This is a genomic window from Fuscibacter oryzae (assembly GCF_016765795.1).
Classification (GTDB): Bacteria; Pseudomonadota; Alphaproteobacteria; order Rhodobacterales; family Rhodobacteraceae; genus Fuscibacter; species Fuscibacter oryzae.
In genome coordinates this window covers 1-14,124 of the sequence record NZ_JAESVP010000008.1, presented here as the reverse complement: position 1 = coordinate 14,124, position 14,124 = coordinate 1, and the positions used below count along the sequence as shown (strand labels likewise).

Here is a 14,124-nt window from a genome sequence, read left to right as displayed (position 1 = left end):
CGTCCGAAAACCCGGTCGGGCAGGCGGGCGCAGTGCCGTCAGATCGACCGGACGGCCGACTGAGACAAAGCCCTCAGCAAGAATTCGCCCGGAAGTCTGGGCTCCATTCCCGTCAAATCGAACTCAGGGTGTGCTGCATTGTAAAATCTTGACGCGAATCTTCTCAATGTTGTAAGTCATCATATGAGTTGCGTTGAGGGGTGGTCGTTGCCTCATGTTTCTTGGAATCCGGCCTGCCAAGACAGCGCAAGGCGGGTTTTGTCAGCCGGGCGATCTGTCAAGGGTGACAGAAGATACTGCCCTTCCGCGGCAAGGGACGTGGTGCCGGGCCGGGCGGAAAAGGTTGCCGCGATGGCAAGCCGGGACGCCGCGTGACCTGCGTCATGCGGGAATTTTGATCGGGTGCCCCCTGCAGGCGGGCAAACAAATGGATGAGGTGGCCAAGATGCTGGATGCAAGCCTGGTGCAGTTTCCGAAAGACACGCGGCGCTTTCAGCAGTTCATCGACGGCAGATGGACGGCCGGCGCGTCAAGTGCCGAGATTGTGCGCCAGAGTCCCGCGCACGGCCGTGATGTCACCGCCATTCTGGTCGGAACCGCCTTGGATGTGGAGGCCGCCGTGCGCGCCGCCCGGATCGCGTTTGACGACGGCCGCTGGAGCGGTCTGCCCTCATCCGCGCGCTGCAAGCTGCTGCGGCGGGTCGCCGATCTGATCCGTCGCGATGCCGAAGATCTGGCGATGCTTGAAACGCTGGAGGTCGGCAAGCCGATCACCCAGTCGCGCGGCGAAGTAGCTGGCGCGGCCGACATCTGGGATTATGCTGCCGGAATGGCGCAGGCGCTACATGGCGACAGCCACAACAACCTTGGCGACGGCCTGTTCGGCATGGTTCTGCGCGAACCTATCGGTGTTGTCGGCATCATCACGCCATGGAACTACCCGTTCTTTATCCTTGCCGAGCGGCTGCCGTTCATCCTGGCTTCGGGCTGCACGGCGGTCATCAAGCCCAGCGAAATGACATCGGCGACGACGCTGCGCATCGCCGAACTGGCCGCCGAGGCCGGGGTTCCCGCCGGTGTGATCAACGTTGTCACAGGCACCGGCCCAGTGGTGGGTCAGGCCATCGTCGATCACCCGCTGGTTGACATGGTGTCCTTCACCGGCTCGACCAACATCGGCCGCTCGACCATGGTCAACTCAGCGCGCCATATCAAAAAAGTCAGCCTTGAGCTGGGCGGCAAGAATCCGCAGGTGGTCTTCGCTGACGCCAATCTGCAGGCGGCGGCCGATGGGCTTGTCTACGGCATGGTTGCAAATGCGGGTCAGACATGTGTTTCGGGCAGCCGCTTTATCGTTCATCGCGATGTTGCGGCCGAGTTGCAGAAACTCCTGCTTGCGAAGATCGCCCGGATTACCGTCGGTGACACGCTGGATCCGGCGGTCAAGATGGGGTCGATCATCAGCCCGGTGCAGCACGCCAAGGTCCTTGGCTATATCGAGCGCGCCAAATCCGATGGCGCGGAGCTGCTTTGCGGCGGCGGTGCAAACACCGAACTGCTGCTCTCGGTCCTGCCGACGCTGTTTGCCGAAACGCGCCCCGAGATGCAGATCAACCGTGAAGAGGTCTTCGGGCCGGTCGCCAGCCTGCTTACCTTCGAGACCGCCGAAGAGGCTATTGCACTGGCCAATGACACGGAATACGGCCTGTCTGCCGGGATCTGGAGCACCAACCTGCAGAACACTCTGCAGGCGGTACGGCGCATCAAGGCCGGGCGGGTCTGGGTCAATACCTTCATGGCGGGCGGACCGGAAATGCCGATTGGCGGGTTCCGGCAGTCGGGCATCGGGCGTGAGTCGGGCATCTACGGCGTCGAGGAATACACCGAGATCAAATCCGTCCATATCGACATGGGCGCACGCAGCCCTTGGCTTGTATGAGCGCATCATGAGCAATGAACGCTACGACTATGTTATCGTCGGCGGCGGCTCAGCCGGCTGCACTCTGGCCACCCGGCTGAGCGAGGATCGCGCGGCACGGGTTCTGCTGCTGGAGGCGGGTCCGCGCGACACGAACCCGTTCATCCACATGCCAGTCGGATTTTCGAAGATGACCGAGGGTCCGTTGACGTGGGGCTACTCCACCCAGGCCGCGAGACATTGCAACAACCGGGTGCTTGTCTATCCGCAGGGCAAGGTGCTCGGCGGCGGCAGTTCGATCAATGCGCTGGTCTTTACCCGAGGATGCCTGCAGGACTACGACGGCTGGGTTGAAAAGGACGGCTGCGTCGGCTGGTCCGGGGACGAGGTCTTGCCCTACTTCCGCAAATCGGAAGGCAACATCCGCCTGGGCGGCCCCTATCACGGGACTGAAGGCCCGCTGAAGGTCAGTGACAATGGCCATATAAGTCCGCTGACCTCGGCCTTTGTACGCGCAGCGCAAGAGGCCGGCTTGCCTTTCAATACCGACTTCAACGGCGCCTCACAGGCGGGTTGCGGCTATTATCAGACCACTTCATTCGACGGAAAACGCTGCAGCGCCGCAGTGGGCTATCTACGACCCGCCATGTCGCGGCCCAATCTAAAACTGGTGACGGGCTGTCAGGTTCTCCGCATCCTCTTCAGCGGAGCGCGTGCAACCGGGGTTGAATATGCCGTGGGCGGTTCGGTGAAAAAGGCAACTGCCGCGACAGAAGTCGTCCTGACGGCCGGTGCCATCGGCTCGCCCAAAATCCTGATGCTGTCGGGCATAGGTCCGGCCGACCATCTGCGGGCTCTTGGCATCCCGGTCGTGCTGGACAACCCGGCCATCGGCGGCAACCTGCACGACCACCTCGATCTTGACATCGTGGCCGAACTGAAGGGGCCTTTCTCCTACGACAAGTACAAGAAGCCGCACTGGAAATTGTGGGCGGGCATGGAATATTTCATGTTCGGTCGCGGGCCAGTGTCGTCGAACATCGCGGAAGGCGGGGCCTTCTGGTGGGGCGACAAGGATCAGGCCACGCCCGACCTCCAGTTCCATTTCCTGCCGGGCGCCGGGGTGGAAAAGGGCATCGGAGAAGTACCGGGCGGCAATGGCTGTACGCTGAACTCCTACCATCTGCGGCCACGCTCGCGGGGCCGGGTATCGCTCTCATCGAGCGATCCGGCGGCCGCGCCGCTGATCGATCTGAATTGCTTTGCCGATCCCTATGACATGGACTGCAGCATCGAAGGCGTGCGCAAGAGCCTTGAGATACTGCAGCAGCCCGCGATGGCCCCTTTTCTGCGCCGCATCCACACCCCGGGGGAGATCCCGCGCTCGCACGAGGAATTCGTGACGTTTGTACGGTCGCATGCCCGCACCGCCTATCACCCGGTCGGAACCTGCCGGATGGGTGGGGACGAGGCGTCGGTTCTGGATCCGCAGATGCGGTTGCGCGGGATCGAGGGATTGCGGGTCTGCGACAGCTCGGCAATGCCGCGGATTGTTTCGTCGAACACCAATGCCCCCACGATCATGATGGCCGAAAAGGCCGCAGACATGATCCTTGGCAAGCCCGCCCTAGCCATTTCAGACCGGGCTGAAGGGCCCCAGACAAAGGAGCCTGCACATGCGTCCCTCTGACACCCGGAAATTCGGCCGCAGCAACCTGACGGTGACGGCCATGGGCTTTGGCGCGGCACCCATCGGCAACCTGTTCCGCGAGATAGACGAAGCGACCTCGATGGCGATGTTCGACGCGGCGTGGGACGCGGGTATCCGCTATTTCGACACCGCGCCGCTTTACGGCAATGGCCTGTCCGAAATCCGCACCGGTCAGGCATTGCGCTGGCGGCGGCGGACCGACTTTGTGCTGTCGTCGAAGGTCGGACGCATCCTGACACCGGCGCCACGCGCCTCGATCGATTTCGGCCCCTATGTCAATGCGGCGCCCTTCCGCGCCCATTTCGACTATTCCTACGACGCGACCCTGCGCTCGATCGAGGACAGCCTGCAACGGATGGCGCTTGAGCGGCTGGACATCTGCTTCATCCATGACACCGACCACTACACCCGCGGCGACGAGCAGCCCGCCGCCTTTGAAGAGGCGATGAGCGGTGCCGCGCATGCCCTGCTGCGCCTGCGCGACGAAGGCGTGATCGGCGCCGTCGGCATGGGTGTGAACGAATGGGAAGTGTGCCATGCCGCGCTGGAGCGGCACGATTTCGACGCCTTCCTTTTGGCCGGCCGCTATACGCTGCTTGAGCAGGAGGCGCTGGACAAGTTCCTGCCGCTTTGCGCCGAGCGCGGAGCAGGGGTCGTCATCGGCGGCGGCTTCAACTCCGGCATCCTCGCCACCGGCGCGGTGCCGGGCGCAAAATACAACTACGCAGCCGCGCCCGATCATGTGATGGCACGGGTGGCCAAGATCGAGGCGGTTTGCCGGGAATTCGCCGTGTCGCTGCCGGCGGCGGCGCTGCAATTCGTCGTGGCGCACCCGGTGATCGCCTCGTTCGTCGCCGGAACCCGCACCGTGGGCCAGCTTCAGCAAAACATCGACTGGTTCTCGCAGCCGATCCCTGCCGAATTCTGGGCCGCGCTGAAGGACCAGGGCCTGCTGCGCGAGGACGCGCCGGTTCCGGCCGGCTGAGCGGTTTGGGCATGTCGATTCAGGGACTGGACCATATCGGCTTTACCGTGCCCGACCTTGAGACGGCGACGGCGTTCCTGACTGCGCTGTTCGGCGCCGAGGTTGTGATGGAAACGGGGCCGCTTGACATCGATGGCGGCTTCATGAGCCGCCATCTTGGCGTGCCGCCCGAGACGCGCATCCGCAATGCCCGCTTTCTGCGCCTTGCCGACGGCACGGTTCTGGAGGTGTTCGAATATGGCGGAGATCCCGGCCGGGACGATCCGCCGAAACGCAACAGCCAGCCCGGCGGCTTTCATCTGGCGTTTCGGACGCAAGATGCCCATGCCGCCGCGGCGCGGCTCCGGGCCGCCGGCGTCGACATGCTGGACGGGCCGACCCTGATCGAGACCGGCCCGCTTGCCGGCCTGACCTGGATCTATTTCCGAGCGCCGTGGGGCCAGACCTTCGAACTGGTCAGCAGCGATCGCCGTCTTGATTACAACCCGCCTGACTGAGCTGGACAGCACATGCAAGAACCCCATCTGATCTTTGGAACCTGGCCCCTTGAAGGCGACGCGGCGCAGGCGGCGATCGAAATGGCCCTTGCGGCCGGCTATCGCGCGCTGGATACCGCGCAATGGTACGGAAACGAGGCCGAGGTGGGCGCCGCCATCCGCGCGACGGGGGCCAAAGGCATTCGTATCGCGACCAAGGTCAAGCCCGAGAACCTGACGCCTGAGAGCTTCATGCCTTCGGTCCGGGAAAGTCTTGATCGGCTGGGCACCGACTGCGTGGATTTGCTGTTCATGCACTGGCCGCCGTATGACGATGCGGTTTTCGACGCGATGGTGGACACCCTGAACGACGCGCGCAGCGCCGGCTATTGCCGTGAGATCGCCATCAGCAATGCCACGACGCGGTTGATGGAACGGGCCGTGGCGCGCTCGCCGGCAAAGATCGCGGTCAATCAGATCGAGTTCCACCCGCTGATCAATCAGGAAAAGATCCGCGCCACCGCCCGGCGGCTGGACATGTCGCTGCAGGGCTATTGTTCGCTGGGGCGGGGCGAGGCGCTGAACCAGCCGGCCACGCTCTCGGTCGCCAAGGCGCATGGCGTCAGCGAGGCGACCGTGATCCTCGCTTGGATTCTGGCGCAGGGGATCTCGCCGGTGACGATGACGACCAAGCCGAAGAATGCCATCGCGAACCTGTCGGCCGAGACGTTGGTGCTGTCGCCGACCGAGCTTGATGCGATCTCGGCCCTGCGGGCGGTGCATCGGCGCGTGGTGGATATTCCCGAACTGAACCCGATCTGGGACGGCATCTGATCCGACGCCGTCGCCTTAGTTCCGGCCTCGCCGGATAAAGTCCGCGGCGCGCTCACCCGTCATGATCGCGGGCCCGTTGGTGTTGCCCGAGGGCACGAACGGGAAGATCGACATGTCAGCGATTCGCAGACCGGCGATGCCATGCACGCGCAACTGGCTGTCGACCACGGCCATTGGATCATTGCCGACCCGGCAGGTGCCGACAGGATGCAGCGCGCCCTGCGCCCAGTCACGGACATAGCCGCGGTAATCGTCCATGCTGACCAGATCGCGCTCGGGCAGCCGCTCGGCCCGGACAAGATTGGTCATGGCCGGGCGGCTCATGATCTCGCGTCCCTTCTTGACCGCCCGGGCCATGCTGTCGAGGTCATAGGGATCCGACAGGTAGTTCGGCACGATCCGCGGTGCATCTTCGGGTCGGTTCGACTTCAGCCCCACCCAGCCCCGTGACCGCGGCCGCGTGAAGCAGGCATTCAGCGTACAGCCATAGCCGCCGGCAACCGGAGGCACGCCCTCTTCGACGCCGGACCCGGCCAGGAAGGCATACTGGATGTCGGGATGCGGGTCGCTGTCATTTGCCCGCCAGAAGGCACCGCCCTCGATCACGTTCGAGCAGATCGGGCCTTCGCGGAACAAGGCATATTGCAACCCGGCCCAAGCCTTCATCGGAAGCGACTTGTAGCGGTCATAGCCGTAACGGCCGGCAAGTTCATAGACCATGTAGACGTCCATATGGTCCTGCAGGCCCTGACCGACGCCGGGCAGGTCATGCAAGACCGGCACGCCTACCTCGCGCAGATGCGCGGCCGGCCCGATGCCGGACAGCAGCATCAGCCGCGGGGTGTTGATTGCGCCCGCTGTCAGGGCAACTTCACGGCCCGCGCGCAGCACGCGCCGCTCGGTGCAGCGCTGAATCTCGACACCAGTGCAGCGGCCACCCTCGATTACCAGCCGCAGTGCCTTGGTGCCGGTCATCACCCGCAGGTTGGCGCGCTTGCGAGCAGGGCGCAGATAGCAGACCGCTGCGCTAGACCGCCGCCCCTTGCGGGTGGTCACCTGATAAAGGCCGCAGCCATCCTGTTCGCCCGCGTTGAAATCTGAACGCGGTGCGAAACCCGCCTGTTGGCAGGCGCGCAGGAAGGCGCGGGTCAAATCGTCGACATGCTCGGGATATGAGATCTTCAGCGGCCCACCTTCGCCATGCATCGGCCCGCCAAGCGCGTCATTGTCCTCGCAGCGCACATAGTAGGGTAGCACGTCGTCGAAACCCCAGCCTTCGGCGCCGAATTCGGACCAGCGATCAAAATCATAAGGGATTCCGCGCAGATAAATCATGGCATTGACCGAAGACCCGCCTCCAAGGACGCGCGCCTGCACCATGCTGGCCTCTGAACGTTTGCGCAGCACGTCCTTCGGAACCTCCTGCACGAAACGCTGCAGCAAGTTCCCGGTTGCTGTTTTGTAGACCATGACGGGCAGATGGATCGCCGGATTGAGGTCGGACGGCCCTTCTTCTATCAGAATGACCGACACCTTGGGGTCTTCCGACAAGCGTGAGGCCAGCACGCAGCCCGCTGAGCCGCCTCCAACAACGATGTAGTCTGCCGCAACGTCCGGTTTCATATTCGTCTCCATCAGAACGCCAATCATACTGGTCACGGTGCCAAAAAAAAGTAGAAAGTTGTGTGTCATCACTTGTATTACAATAAATGGTCAGACAGGATTTGTTAGGATCAGGAAGCCGAATAAGTCATGAGCCATTCAACGTATGGATTTCGACCCGCATACCCATCACGTCGTGGTTCACAACAGCGCTGCCCATCCAGTCGGATAGATTGGTGAGTCTACAACCTGCTTGGAGATCAGATGCGCAAGATGACAGACAAGACGGACAGCGTCGAATATGTCTGCATGAAGGAAGAAAGGCTTAGCCTGTTCATACTTCTGGATGTCGCCCCGATGAGAAGGACGCTTGAAGATCGACAACGAGGGAAACGCTCTGCATCCGAACAGGCTACCGAATACAGAGCGCCTCCCGCCGATTCTTGGCTGCAAATTCTTCGCTTCATGCGCAGGCACACTCGGGCGCTCCGAGATGGTAGACTTCAACCGCATCGACTAATCAGACGCCGAGCCGCGCTTCTGAAACGATGATAAGCTAGATTGCCACCCAAGGGGACTACATGAATTTGTCAGCACAATCGCAAGCAGATCTTGTGCGGTTCTGAAATGCTAGCCATTTTCTCGGCCCTCTGTCTCTTCGCTGAGCTAGGAATATGACTGCAAGGGTTCGCCTGCCGCCACTGAATTTGCTTAGGGTCTTTCATGCCGTTTCGCGCCACCGGTCGCTGCGGGAGGCTGCAGAAGAGCTCTTGGTGTCTCCGCAGGATGTGGGTCAACAGATCCGCCTGCTGGAAGAAGCACTTGGCGTCGTCCTTTTTGAGCAAGGGGGTCGCGGCATCCGCTTGACGAAGAGCGCTATCACTTTGTCACACTATGTTAATGCCGGTTTCGAGAGTTTCGACGTGGGTGTGAGCCGCATCATCAACCCTCGCGAGCGCGTGCGGATCACCCTGAATGTTAGCCCATATTTCGGCACACATTATCTATTGCCCCGTTTGGGGCTGTTTCGCCAGATTGTGCCCGATGCCGAAATCGAGCTGACCTCAGTGGTAGATATTGTCGATATGGAGCGCGAACAGATCGACCTCGCGGTGCAATGGGGCTATGGTGATCGTATGGATGTGGTCAGCCATTTGCTGCTACGCGACCCCAAAGTGATCTGCTGCCATCCAAACATGGCTGAGCGCATTGATTCGCCAGAGGACTTACTCCGATTCAGCCTCTTACAACCGCTACGATCGAAGCGGCTTTGGCCCGACATTCTGAAATACCTTGGAGTCAAAGCCCGAGAACTGGATGGCGCCCTGACCTTGGACGACGCGGAAACTATGCGGCTTGCCACTCAGGAGGGGCTTGGCGTCGGGCTGATCTCGGTTCTGGAGGCGGAAGAAGATATTCGCTTGGGCAGGCTTGCCGCACCGCTCGGTGTGCGGGTGTTGGCAGGGATGCCCGCGGAGACTGTTCCGGGGTTTTATCTGATCACGACCAAGGCGAAGCAAAGGAGCAAACATATTGCCGCTGTGCATCGTTGGTTGCAGCGACAAGATTGGGAGAATATTACGCCCGCCTGAAATTTGGATATGCAGCTTGCATTGACAGGACAGCCGTACTTTCAAACGCGGTCCATCGTCGCGGTCATGGGTGCCGCTCTTCGGCTCGATAGCAAAGTGGGTGACGTTGCCCCCAACTCTTATCCAGCGTGAGCGAGACTTCGGGTCTGAGTTTTGCCCATTTGGGTGGGTTGAGCAACGGGCGCTGTCGCGGTGCTTTGCGGCTTGCGGAGCGTCGGGCCCTATTACGGGACAAAGGTTCGGGCAAACTCGGTGAGGATTGCACACTGAGCCGTGTCTAGCACCTCCCCTTCGATGGCGCTGGTCCGCAAGGCTTCCTCGCTCAGAAGCTCGATCTGCAACCGTTCACGGACGCCCTGCTCCACATGTCGCACGGCGCCGAGAACCTCGCCCGAGGAAAGCGGGGGGCGGCTCTCAAGCACGGCGAGCGCCGTGGCGTCGTATATGAAATCCGGCCAGCCTGGTTGGGTTCAGTTCCATGTCATGAGCGACAGAGTCTCCCTCTATAACTCATGGCATGTAAATTAGTGAGCCATTGGGAGCGTATCTATCGCTCAAGACACTGAACATCGCCGCGACGGCCAGCCCAGTTGCCTTCGACGATGGAAAGCCCCCGATCGGGAATGCGCCGCCCGCACTTGTTGGTGGTGCGAGTGACATCAAGGGCTGCTCCCTGGAACATCGCCTCGCCGATACTCCAATCGACGGAAGATTTGAGAAGATAAGTCCCGATACCGAGGGCCTCACGACTACGAAAGGTCTTCGGGCTAAAGTTGAAAGTGTGCTCATCGCGAGATCTCTCCTGCCCGAACCGCTTGCCCATGCACAGCCAATGCGGCCGAAAATCGGCTCGCTCCGAACCGATCCTGCATTGCGCTTATCCGCGCGGCGTAGGCTTCACGGCCGATGCGCCGTTCCAGATCCCGCTCGTGGAAACGCCAGTTCTTCACCGGTGCCAGTCGGATCAGATCTGCAGCTTCCTGTTCTTTAGGACCGAGCGCCCGTTCGGGTTCCGGCCTAGGCAGGGTCGTCCCCGAACTCCGCCATTTCCGCATGAACCCCAGCAAATACCCTGCTGGAACCTGCTCATTCCCCCTTGCCCGGTTGAACGCGCGGAACGCGTCCCAGATGACCTGGGTATCGACATTCCAGCAGGGCAGGGCGGTCTTGGCCGCTTTGATCAGGTCGCCCCAAGGTGTTCGGTGGACGTTTGACCCAGCCCCTATTTCAATCTTTCCAGCGAACATCATTTTGTTCTTAGAATCTCTAGATAGTGATGTGTCATCTGTGGCTGACACGAGATCTGGCTCGGGCGCAGGGTTATCCACAGCGCCAAATCGGAAGAGCCAAGGCGCGAACTTGCCATGCGGCTTCCAGCGCAAGAGCCCAAGGGCCGAGGACGCCAACTCAGCCAGCAGGAGGCTCAGATGCTGGCGCGACACGCTCATCTTGTCGGCAAGGGTGGCGAGCGTGAAGGCGGCAGTTCCGCGCTCGAGCCCGCTGTAGCCATCCTTCCAGGCGATGCCGTCCAGAATGATCGTGGCCAGCTTGTGGGCCGAGACCGACAGAGATGTCTCGGTGATGCGGCGCAAGATGGCGCCGGTGGTCAGTTCCATTGGTAGTCGTCCTTCTTCCAAGGACGCCGGGCCTTCGGGCAACAAAAATTTGTTCCAGCAATGCAGTTGCCGGTTGAACGGATCCAATGCTCGCGCTAAATTCCCAGTGCTACGAACGAATTTGGGCGGCGTCGGATCTATGGTCTGGCGTCGTTTTCTTTTGTGGGGTTGCGGTTCTTTCGGGTTGATCAGGGATGTGCCGGTGCGGCGGAAACCGCCTCAGTACCGAACCTCTTCGAAGCCATAGGTGCCCTCGTAGTCTTTCCAGTCCACGAAGACGCTGCGAAACGCATAGGTGCTGCAGTTGGTGCCTGGGCCGAAGGCCGAGGCGGGCGGGACACGGGCTGGTGACGAATGTGCCCAGCTGAAATCGCCCTGTTCGCCGTATTTGCCTTCGCGGATGTTGGACGATGTCATGCAGTCGCCGTCCTTTCCGCGCCGCCGCGCATACTCGATCTGAAACACATGGATCGAGCGTACGAAATCGTAGGCTGGATCGGAGATATCGATGTCGGCTTGATCTGCCACGGCAATTGGGGCCGGGAAGGGAAGGGCGGGCAACGACAGCGGTGGCGGTGACGGCGGACTGAACGATATATCGAACAGGCGTTCGACCGGCGTCCTGCGGCTGAAATCCGCACGCATCGGGCAATTCCAGATTTGCAACGGTGGCTCGACTGGCCAGGGCGTGATGCGCGCGATGAACACAGCGCAGGCATGGGCGCACTCAGCCGAGGCGGGCCAGCCGCCCGCGAGGCAAAGCAGGATCGCACAGTCTACAGGATAGGCCGCGGCGGGGGTGGCAAGCGACATCAGCGCTGAAGTGGCGAAGCCGGTGGCAAGGCTACGAAGGGTCATGAGAGATATTCCTTGAAGAGGGGAAGGGCTCAGATGCGGGACCGGGGCGACATCAGTCGTCCGGCGCCGGGGCGAGCGTCTGGTATTCGGCGATGACCCGGTTGACCTCCGCCGTCGCCTCAGCCCGGGCGGATTCGAGACAGTGCAAATAGGTCTGCGCGTTCTCGAAGTAAGCCACGTATTCCTCATGAATCTCAGAGGCATAAGCCACGCGGGTTGCATCGTCGCCGACCGCAGCGGGGGGCAGTGGTGGCAAACAATCGAGCGCTGTTCCGGCCCAGGCTTGTGAGCCGGAACAGAGTAGCGCGCAGCAGACTAGCCTTGCCAATTGCAGGTTCGGGGAAGGGTGCGGCATAGGGCGTCCTCGCATCATTGATATTGGATAGATGTCAAAACAATACTATTGACGCAATAGAATTGTATTGATAGCAACGCCCCCAAGTTGCGCCGTGAACGGTTTCTCAACAGCGCGACACGCACTATGTTGGCACCGAACGATCAAGCTTTCGGAGCGTGCTGAGCCATGAGGAACTTGTACCCGGTGATCTTGCAGGCCGGATTGAAGGAGGCCCTGACCGAAGGCGGTATCGTCGAAGCCCATTGCCTGGAAGATGCGAGTAAGGTCGGAAGTACCTGGATTGGCGACTGGCGCATCTATTTGCGCAGTGGTGACCAGGCCGCTCTTCTTGTTAACCAGCGCACGCTCCAGCCCAGGGAGTTCAAGACCATAGTTGGTCTGATCTCCTTAGGCGTCGAGCTGGGACTTACCACGGTGGGTGTGCCTTTGAAGAAGGGTGAAAAGGCGACCTGGACCCATGGAGCGGAGACATCTCCTCAAAGCTAGCCTGGCCCTTTGCGGCGGTCTGACCCTGTTGGGTCTGGGCGCTAGCCAAGGTGCCGCAGAGGTCATTGACCTCAGGGCAGGCGGGAGCGATTTACGCGTCCAATCCGGAGTGCTCGACTTCGGCAAAACCATCCCCGCGCGGCGGACGCGCGAGGACCGCGAGACAGAGGTTGATCCCACCCCGACTCCCGATACCAGTGTCTGGCGCGCCTCCTATGTCAACGCAGAGTCCAGGCGCGGCCCCATGGGGCATGCTGCCATCGAAGACTTGGTGCTGAATGTCGGTGACGATTATCTCCGCCACCCAGGTCTGCGGGAGGCCGGACTGACGGGCCCAGAATGGCTGGCGCTCTTCCGCGCCAATATTGCGGTGGAGTCCGGCTTCAACCCGGATGCCCGCTCGGCCGTTGGCGCGATCGGCCTTGGCCAGCTTATGCCGGGCACGGCGGCAGTGTTGGGCGTCGATCCCTATGATCCCGAAGAAAACCTGCGCGGGTCCGCGCGGTATCTCCTCGCTCAACTTGAGGATTTTGGCGCGCCCGATCTGGCGCTCGCCGCCTACAACGCCGGACCTGAGGCAGTCCGGAAATATGGCGGCATTCCCCCCTATGCCGAGACCGAGGGCCATGTGGCCAAGGTGCTCCGGTTGACTGCCACCACACTTGTAAAGGAGTAACCTGATGTTTCGTTTTCTCACGGGCGCGCGGCTGCCGCGCCTTTCGCTCGGCACCCTGCTTTTGGCCCTGCCGTTCTTCGCGATCCTCGCCGAACCGGCCCTGGCACAAAACCTCGATCCGCTTGAGAATATGCTGCAAACCATTGTCGATGGCCTGACCGGCCCGATCGGTCGTCTGATTGCCATCCTTGCCGTGGTGGCAGCGGGTTACATGATGTTCACCGGCCGCCTGAACTGGCCGCTGTTCCTTGCGATCTTCTTTGGTGTCGTGCTGGTTTTCTCGGCCGCGACGATCATCGATGGCTTCGCCGCACCCTGAGGCAGAGGGCGGCAGGGCAGGGGGTGCGTGACGCCCCCCGCCCGCTGGCCCGATCCGGATCATTTCCCATGCACGACGCACCTTTGTTCCTCGGCCTCACCCGGCCGCCGAAGATCTTCGGCCTGCCGATCGGGTATTTCGTGAGCCTGATGCTGGGCTCGGTCATCCCATTCGTTGGGGCGAATGACTGGCGTTTCCTCCTGATCGGAGTGGTGGGCTATCCGGTGCTGTGGTTTGTGGCGGACCGCAATCCGAACCTCTTCGAGACGGCAGCGGTGGTCTTTTCCCGCACCCCGCGCACGCGGGGCAAATCGGCTTTCGGCGGGGACCGCCATGTCAGCTGATCTGAAATCCCTCTTCCCGGCCACGCCGGCCCTGAAATCCGTACTCCGTCCCGAGGATCTAGGCGCCGAGACGCTGGCGCGGCATCTGCCTTGGCTCTCCGCACCCGCAGACGATCTGATCCTGACCCGCCAGGGCGATCTGATTGCCTCTGCCGTGGTCGATGGTCTCGACAGCTTCACCGTGGAAGAGAGCGATTTGTCCCTCGTCCCGGCCTCGCTCGCCAGGCTTGACCTGCCCCCCGGAAGTTCCCTCGCTGTGATGTAGAGTCTGCCCAACCTGAGAAGGAGCAGACGACATGAGGAAAAGCCGTTTCACCGAGGCGCAGATTATCGGGATGATCAGGGAACA

Annotated in this window: 16 protein-coding genes; 11 read left to right on the top strand and 5 right to left on the bottom strand. The window is 61.6% G+C overall.

What is annotated here, in order from left to right:
- Positions 1-427 precede the first annotated feature (427 nt).
- The 5 genes from JI744_RS14995 to JI744_RS14975 are packed head-to-tail and all read left to right on the top strand — an operon-like array spanning position 428 to position 5,924.
- Positions 428-1,939 carry an aldehyde dehydrogenase family protein gene (locus JI744_RS14995; RefSeq protein WP_407927601.1) on the top strand — a complete coding sequence of 504 codons (1,512 nt, stop codon included), beginning with the start codon at positions 428-430 and terminating at the stop codon, positions 1,937-1,939.
- A gap of 7 nt (positions 1,940-1,946) precedes the next feature.
- A complete protein-coding gene (locus JI744_RS14990) occupies positions 1,947-3,608 on the top strand; it encodes a GMC family oxidoreductase (protein WP_202661953.1) in 1,662 nt (553 codons plus the stop codon).
- Positions 3,595-4,614: an aldo/keto reductase gene (locus JI744_RS14985; protein ID WP_202661952.1), complete on the top strand. Its 1,020-nt coding sequence runs from the start codon at positions 3,595-3,597 to the stop codon at positions 4,612-4,614. The genes JI744_RS14990 and JI744_RS14985 overlap by 14 nt, the downstream gene beginning before the upstream one ends.
- A gap of 11 nt (positions 4,615-4,625) precedes the next feature.
- Positions 4,626-5,111: a VOC family protein gene (locus JI744_RS14980; protein WP_202661951.1), complete on the top strand. Its 486-nt coding sequence runs from the start codon at positions 4,626-4,628 to the stop codon at positions 5,109-5,111.
- 12 nt (positions 5,112-5,123) lie between these two features.
- The gene (locus JI744_RS14975; protein ID WP_202661950.1) at positions 5,124-5,924 is read left to right on the top strand and encodes an aldo/keto reductase; all 801 of its coding nucleotides are present in this window, start codon (positions 5,124-5,126) and stop codon (positions 5,922-5,924) included.
- A gap of 15 nt (positions 5,925-5,939) precedes the next feature.
- On the opposite strand, the gene JI744_RS14970 is transcribed toward JI744_RS14975, so the two are convergent.
- Positions 5,940-7,574: a GMC family oxidoreductase gene (locus JI744_RS14970; RefSeq protein ID WP_236019488.1), complete on the bottom strand. Its 1,635-nt coding sequence runs from the start codon at positions 7,572-7,574 to the stop codon at positions 5,940-5,942.
- 626 nt (positions 7,575-8,200) lie between these two features.
- On the opposite strand from JI744_RS14970, the gene JI744_RS14965 reads away from it, so the two are divergent.
- The gene (locus tag JI744_RS14965) at positions 8,201-9,118 is read left to right on the top strand and encodes a LysR substrate-binding domain-containing protein (protein ID WP_202661949.1); all 918 of its coding nucleotides are present in this window, start codon (positions 8,201-8,203) and stop codon (positions 9,116-9,118) included.
- 224 nt (positions 9,119-9,342) lie between these two features.
- On the opposite strand, the gene JI744_RS14960 is transcribed toward JI744_RS14965, so the two are convergent.
- The 4 genes from JI744_RS14960 to JI744_RS19275 form a co-directional block, all read right to left on the bottom strand.
- Entirely contained in the window at positions 9,343-9,540 is a 198-nt protein-coding gene (locus tag JI744_RS14960; protein WP_328757381.1) for a DUF4172 domain-containing protein, read from the bottom strand.
- A gap of 363 nt (positions 9,541-9,903) precedes the next feature.
- A complete protein-coding gene (locus tag JI744_RS14955; RefSeq protein WP_202661948.1) occupies positions 9,904-10,734 on the bottom strand; it encodes a hypothetical protein in 831 nt (276 codons plus the stop codon).
- A 219-nt stretch (positions 10,735-10,953) separates the two neighbouring features.
- A complete protein-coding gene (locus JI744_RS14950; protein ID WP_236019479.1) occupies positions 10,954-11,592 on the bottom strand; it encodes a hypothetical protein in 639 nt (212 codons plus the stop codon).
- Positions 11,593-11,644: 52 nt separating this feature from the next.
- Positions 11,645-11,770: a hypothetical protein gene (locus tag JI744_RS19275; RefSeq protein ID WP_268885810.1), complete on the bottom strand. Its 126-nt coding sequence runs from the start codon at positions 11,768-11,770 to the stop codon at positions 11,645-11,647.
- 381 nt (positions 11,771-12,151) lie between these two features.
- Between JI744_RS19275 and JI744_RS14945 the strand changes: the two genes are divergently transcribed.
- From JI744_RS14945 to JI744_RS14925, 5 genes are all read left to right on the top strand, one after another.
- Positions 12,152-12,436: a hypothetical protein gene (locus JI744_RS14945; RefSeq protein WP_202661947.1), complete on the top strand. Its 285-nt coding sequence runs from the start codon at positions 12,152-12,154 to the stop codon at positions 12,434-12,436.
- 109 nt (positions 12,437-12,545) lie between these two features.
- On the top strand, positions 12,546-13,112 hold the full coding sequence (locus tag JI744_RS14940) for a lytic transglycosylase domain-containing protein (protein ID WP_328757379.1): 567 nt from the start codon (positions 12,546-12,548) through the stop codon (positions 13,110-13,112).
- Between the two features lie 4 nt (positions 13,113-13,116).
- Positions 13,117-13,431 (top strand): TrbC/VirB2 family protein, encoded by a 315-nt coding sequence (locus tag JI744_RS14935; protein WP_202661946.1) that lies wholly within the window; start codon positions 13,117-13,119, stop codon positions 13,429-13,431.
- 68 nt (positions 13,432-13,499) lie between these two features.
- A complete protein-coding gene (locus JI744_RS14930; protein ID WP_202661945.1) occupies positions 13,500-13,775 on the top strand; it encodes a type IV secretion system protein VirB3 in 276 nt (91 codons plus the stop codon).
- A complete protein-coding gene (locus tag JI744_RS14925) occupies positions 13,765-14,040 on the top strand; it encodes a hypothetical protein (protein ID WP_202661944.1) in 276 nt (91 codons plus the stop codon). The genes JI744_RS14930 and JI744_RS14925 overlap by 11 nt, the downstream gene beginning before the upstream one ends.
- Positions 14,041-14,124: the final 84 nt, after the last annotated feature.

Bases quoted from the DNA above. Each gene is read 5' to 3' on its own strand.
- JI744_RS14980 (WP_202661951.1), top strand. From the start codon at position 4,626: ATGTCGATTCAGGGACTGGACCATATCGGCTTTACCGTGCCCGACCTT.
- JI744_RS14965 (WP_202661949.1), top strand. From the start codon at position 8,201: ATGACTGCAAGGGTTCGCCTGCCGCCACTGAATTTGCTTAGGGTCTTT.
- JI744_RS14935 (WP_202661946.1), top strand. From the start codon at position 13,117: ATGTTTCGTTTTCTCACGGGCGCGCGGCTGCCGCGCCTTTCGCTCGGC.
- JI744_RS14970 (WP_236019488.1), bottom strand. From the start codon at position 7,574: ATGATTGGCGTTCTGATGGAGACGAATATGAAACCGGACGTTGCGGCA.
- JI744_RS14990 (WP_202661953.1), top strand. From the start codon at position 1,947: ATGAGCAATGAACGCTACGACTATGTTATCGTCGGCGGCGGCTCAGCC.
- JI744_RS14925 (WP_202661944.1), top strand. From the start codon at position 13,765: ATGTCAGCTGATCTGAAATCCCTCTTCCCGGCCACGCCGGCCCTGAAA.
- JI744_RS14950 (WP_236019479.1), bottom strand. From the start codon at position 11,592: ATGACCCTTCGTAGCCTTGCCACCGGCTTCGCCACTTCAGCGCTGATG.
- JI744_RS14930 (WP_202661945.1), top strand. From the start codon at position 13,500: ATGCACGACGCACCTTTGTTCCTCGGCCTCACCCGGCCGCCGAAGATC.
- JI744_RS14985 (WP_202661952.1), top strand. From the start codon at position 3,595: ATGCGTCCCTCTGACACCCGGAAATTCGGCCGCAGCAACCTGACGGTG.
- JI744_RS14955 (WP_202661948.1), bottom strand. From the start codon at position 10,734: ATGGAACTGACCACCGGCGCCATCTTGCGCCGCATCACCGAGACATCT.
- JI744_RS14975 (WP_202661950.1), top strand. From the start codon at position 5,124: ATGCAAGAACCCCATCTGATCTTTGGAACCTGGCCCCTTGAAGGCGAC.
- JI744_RS14995 (WP_407927601.1), top strand. From the start codon at position 428: ATGGATGAGGTGGCCAAGATGCTGGATGCAAGCCTGGTGCAGTTTCCG.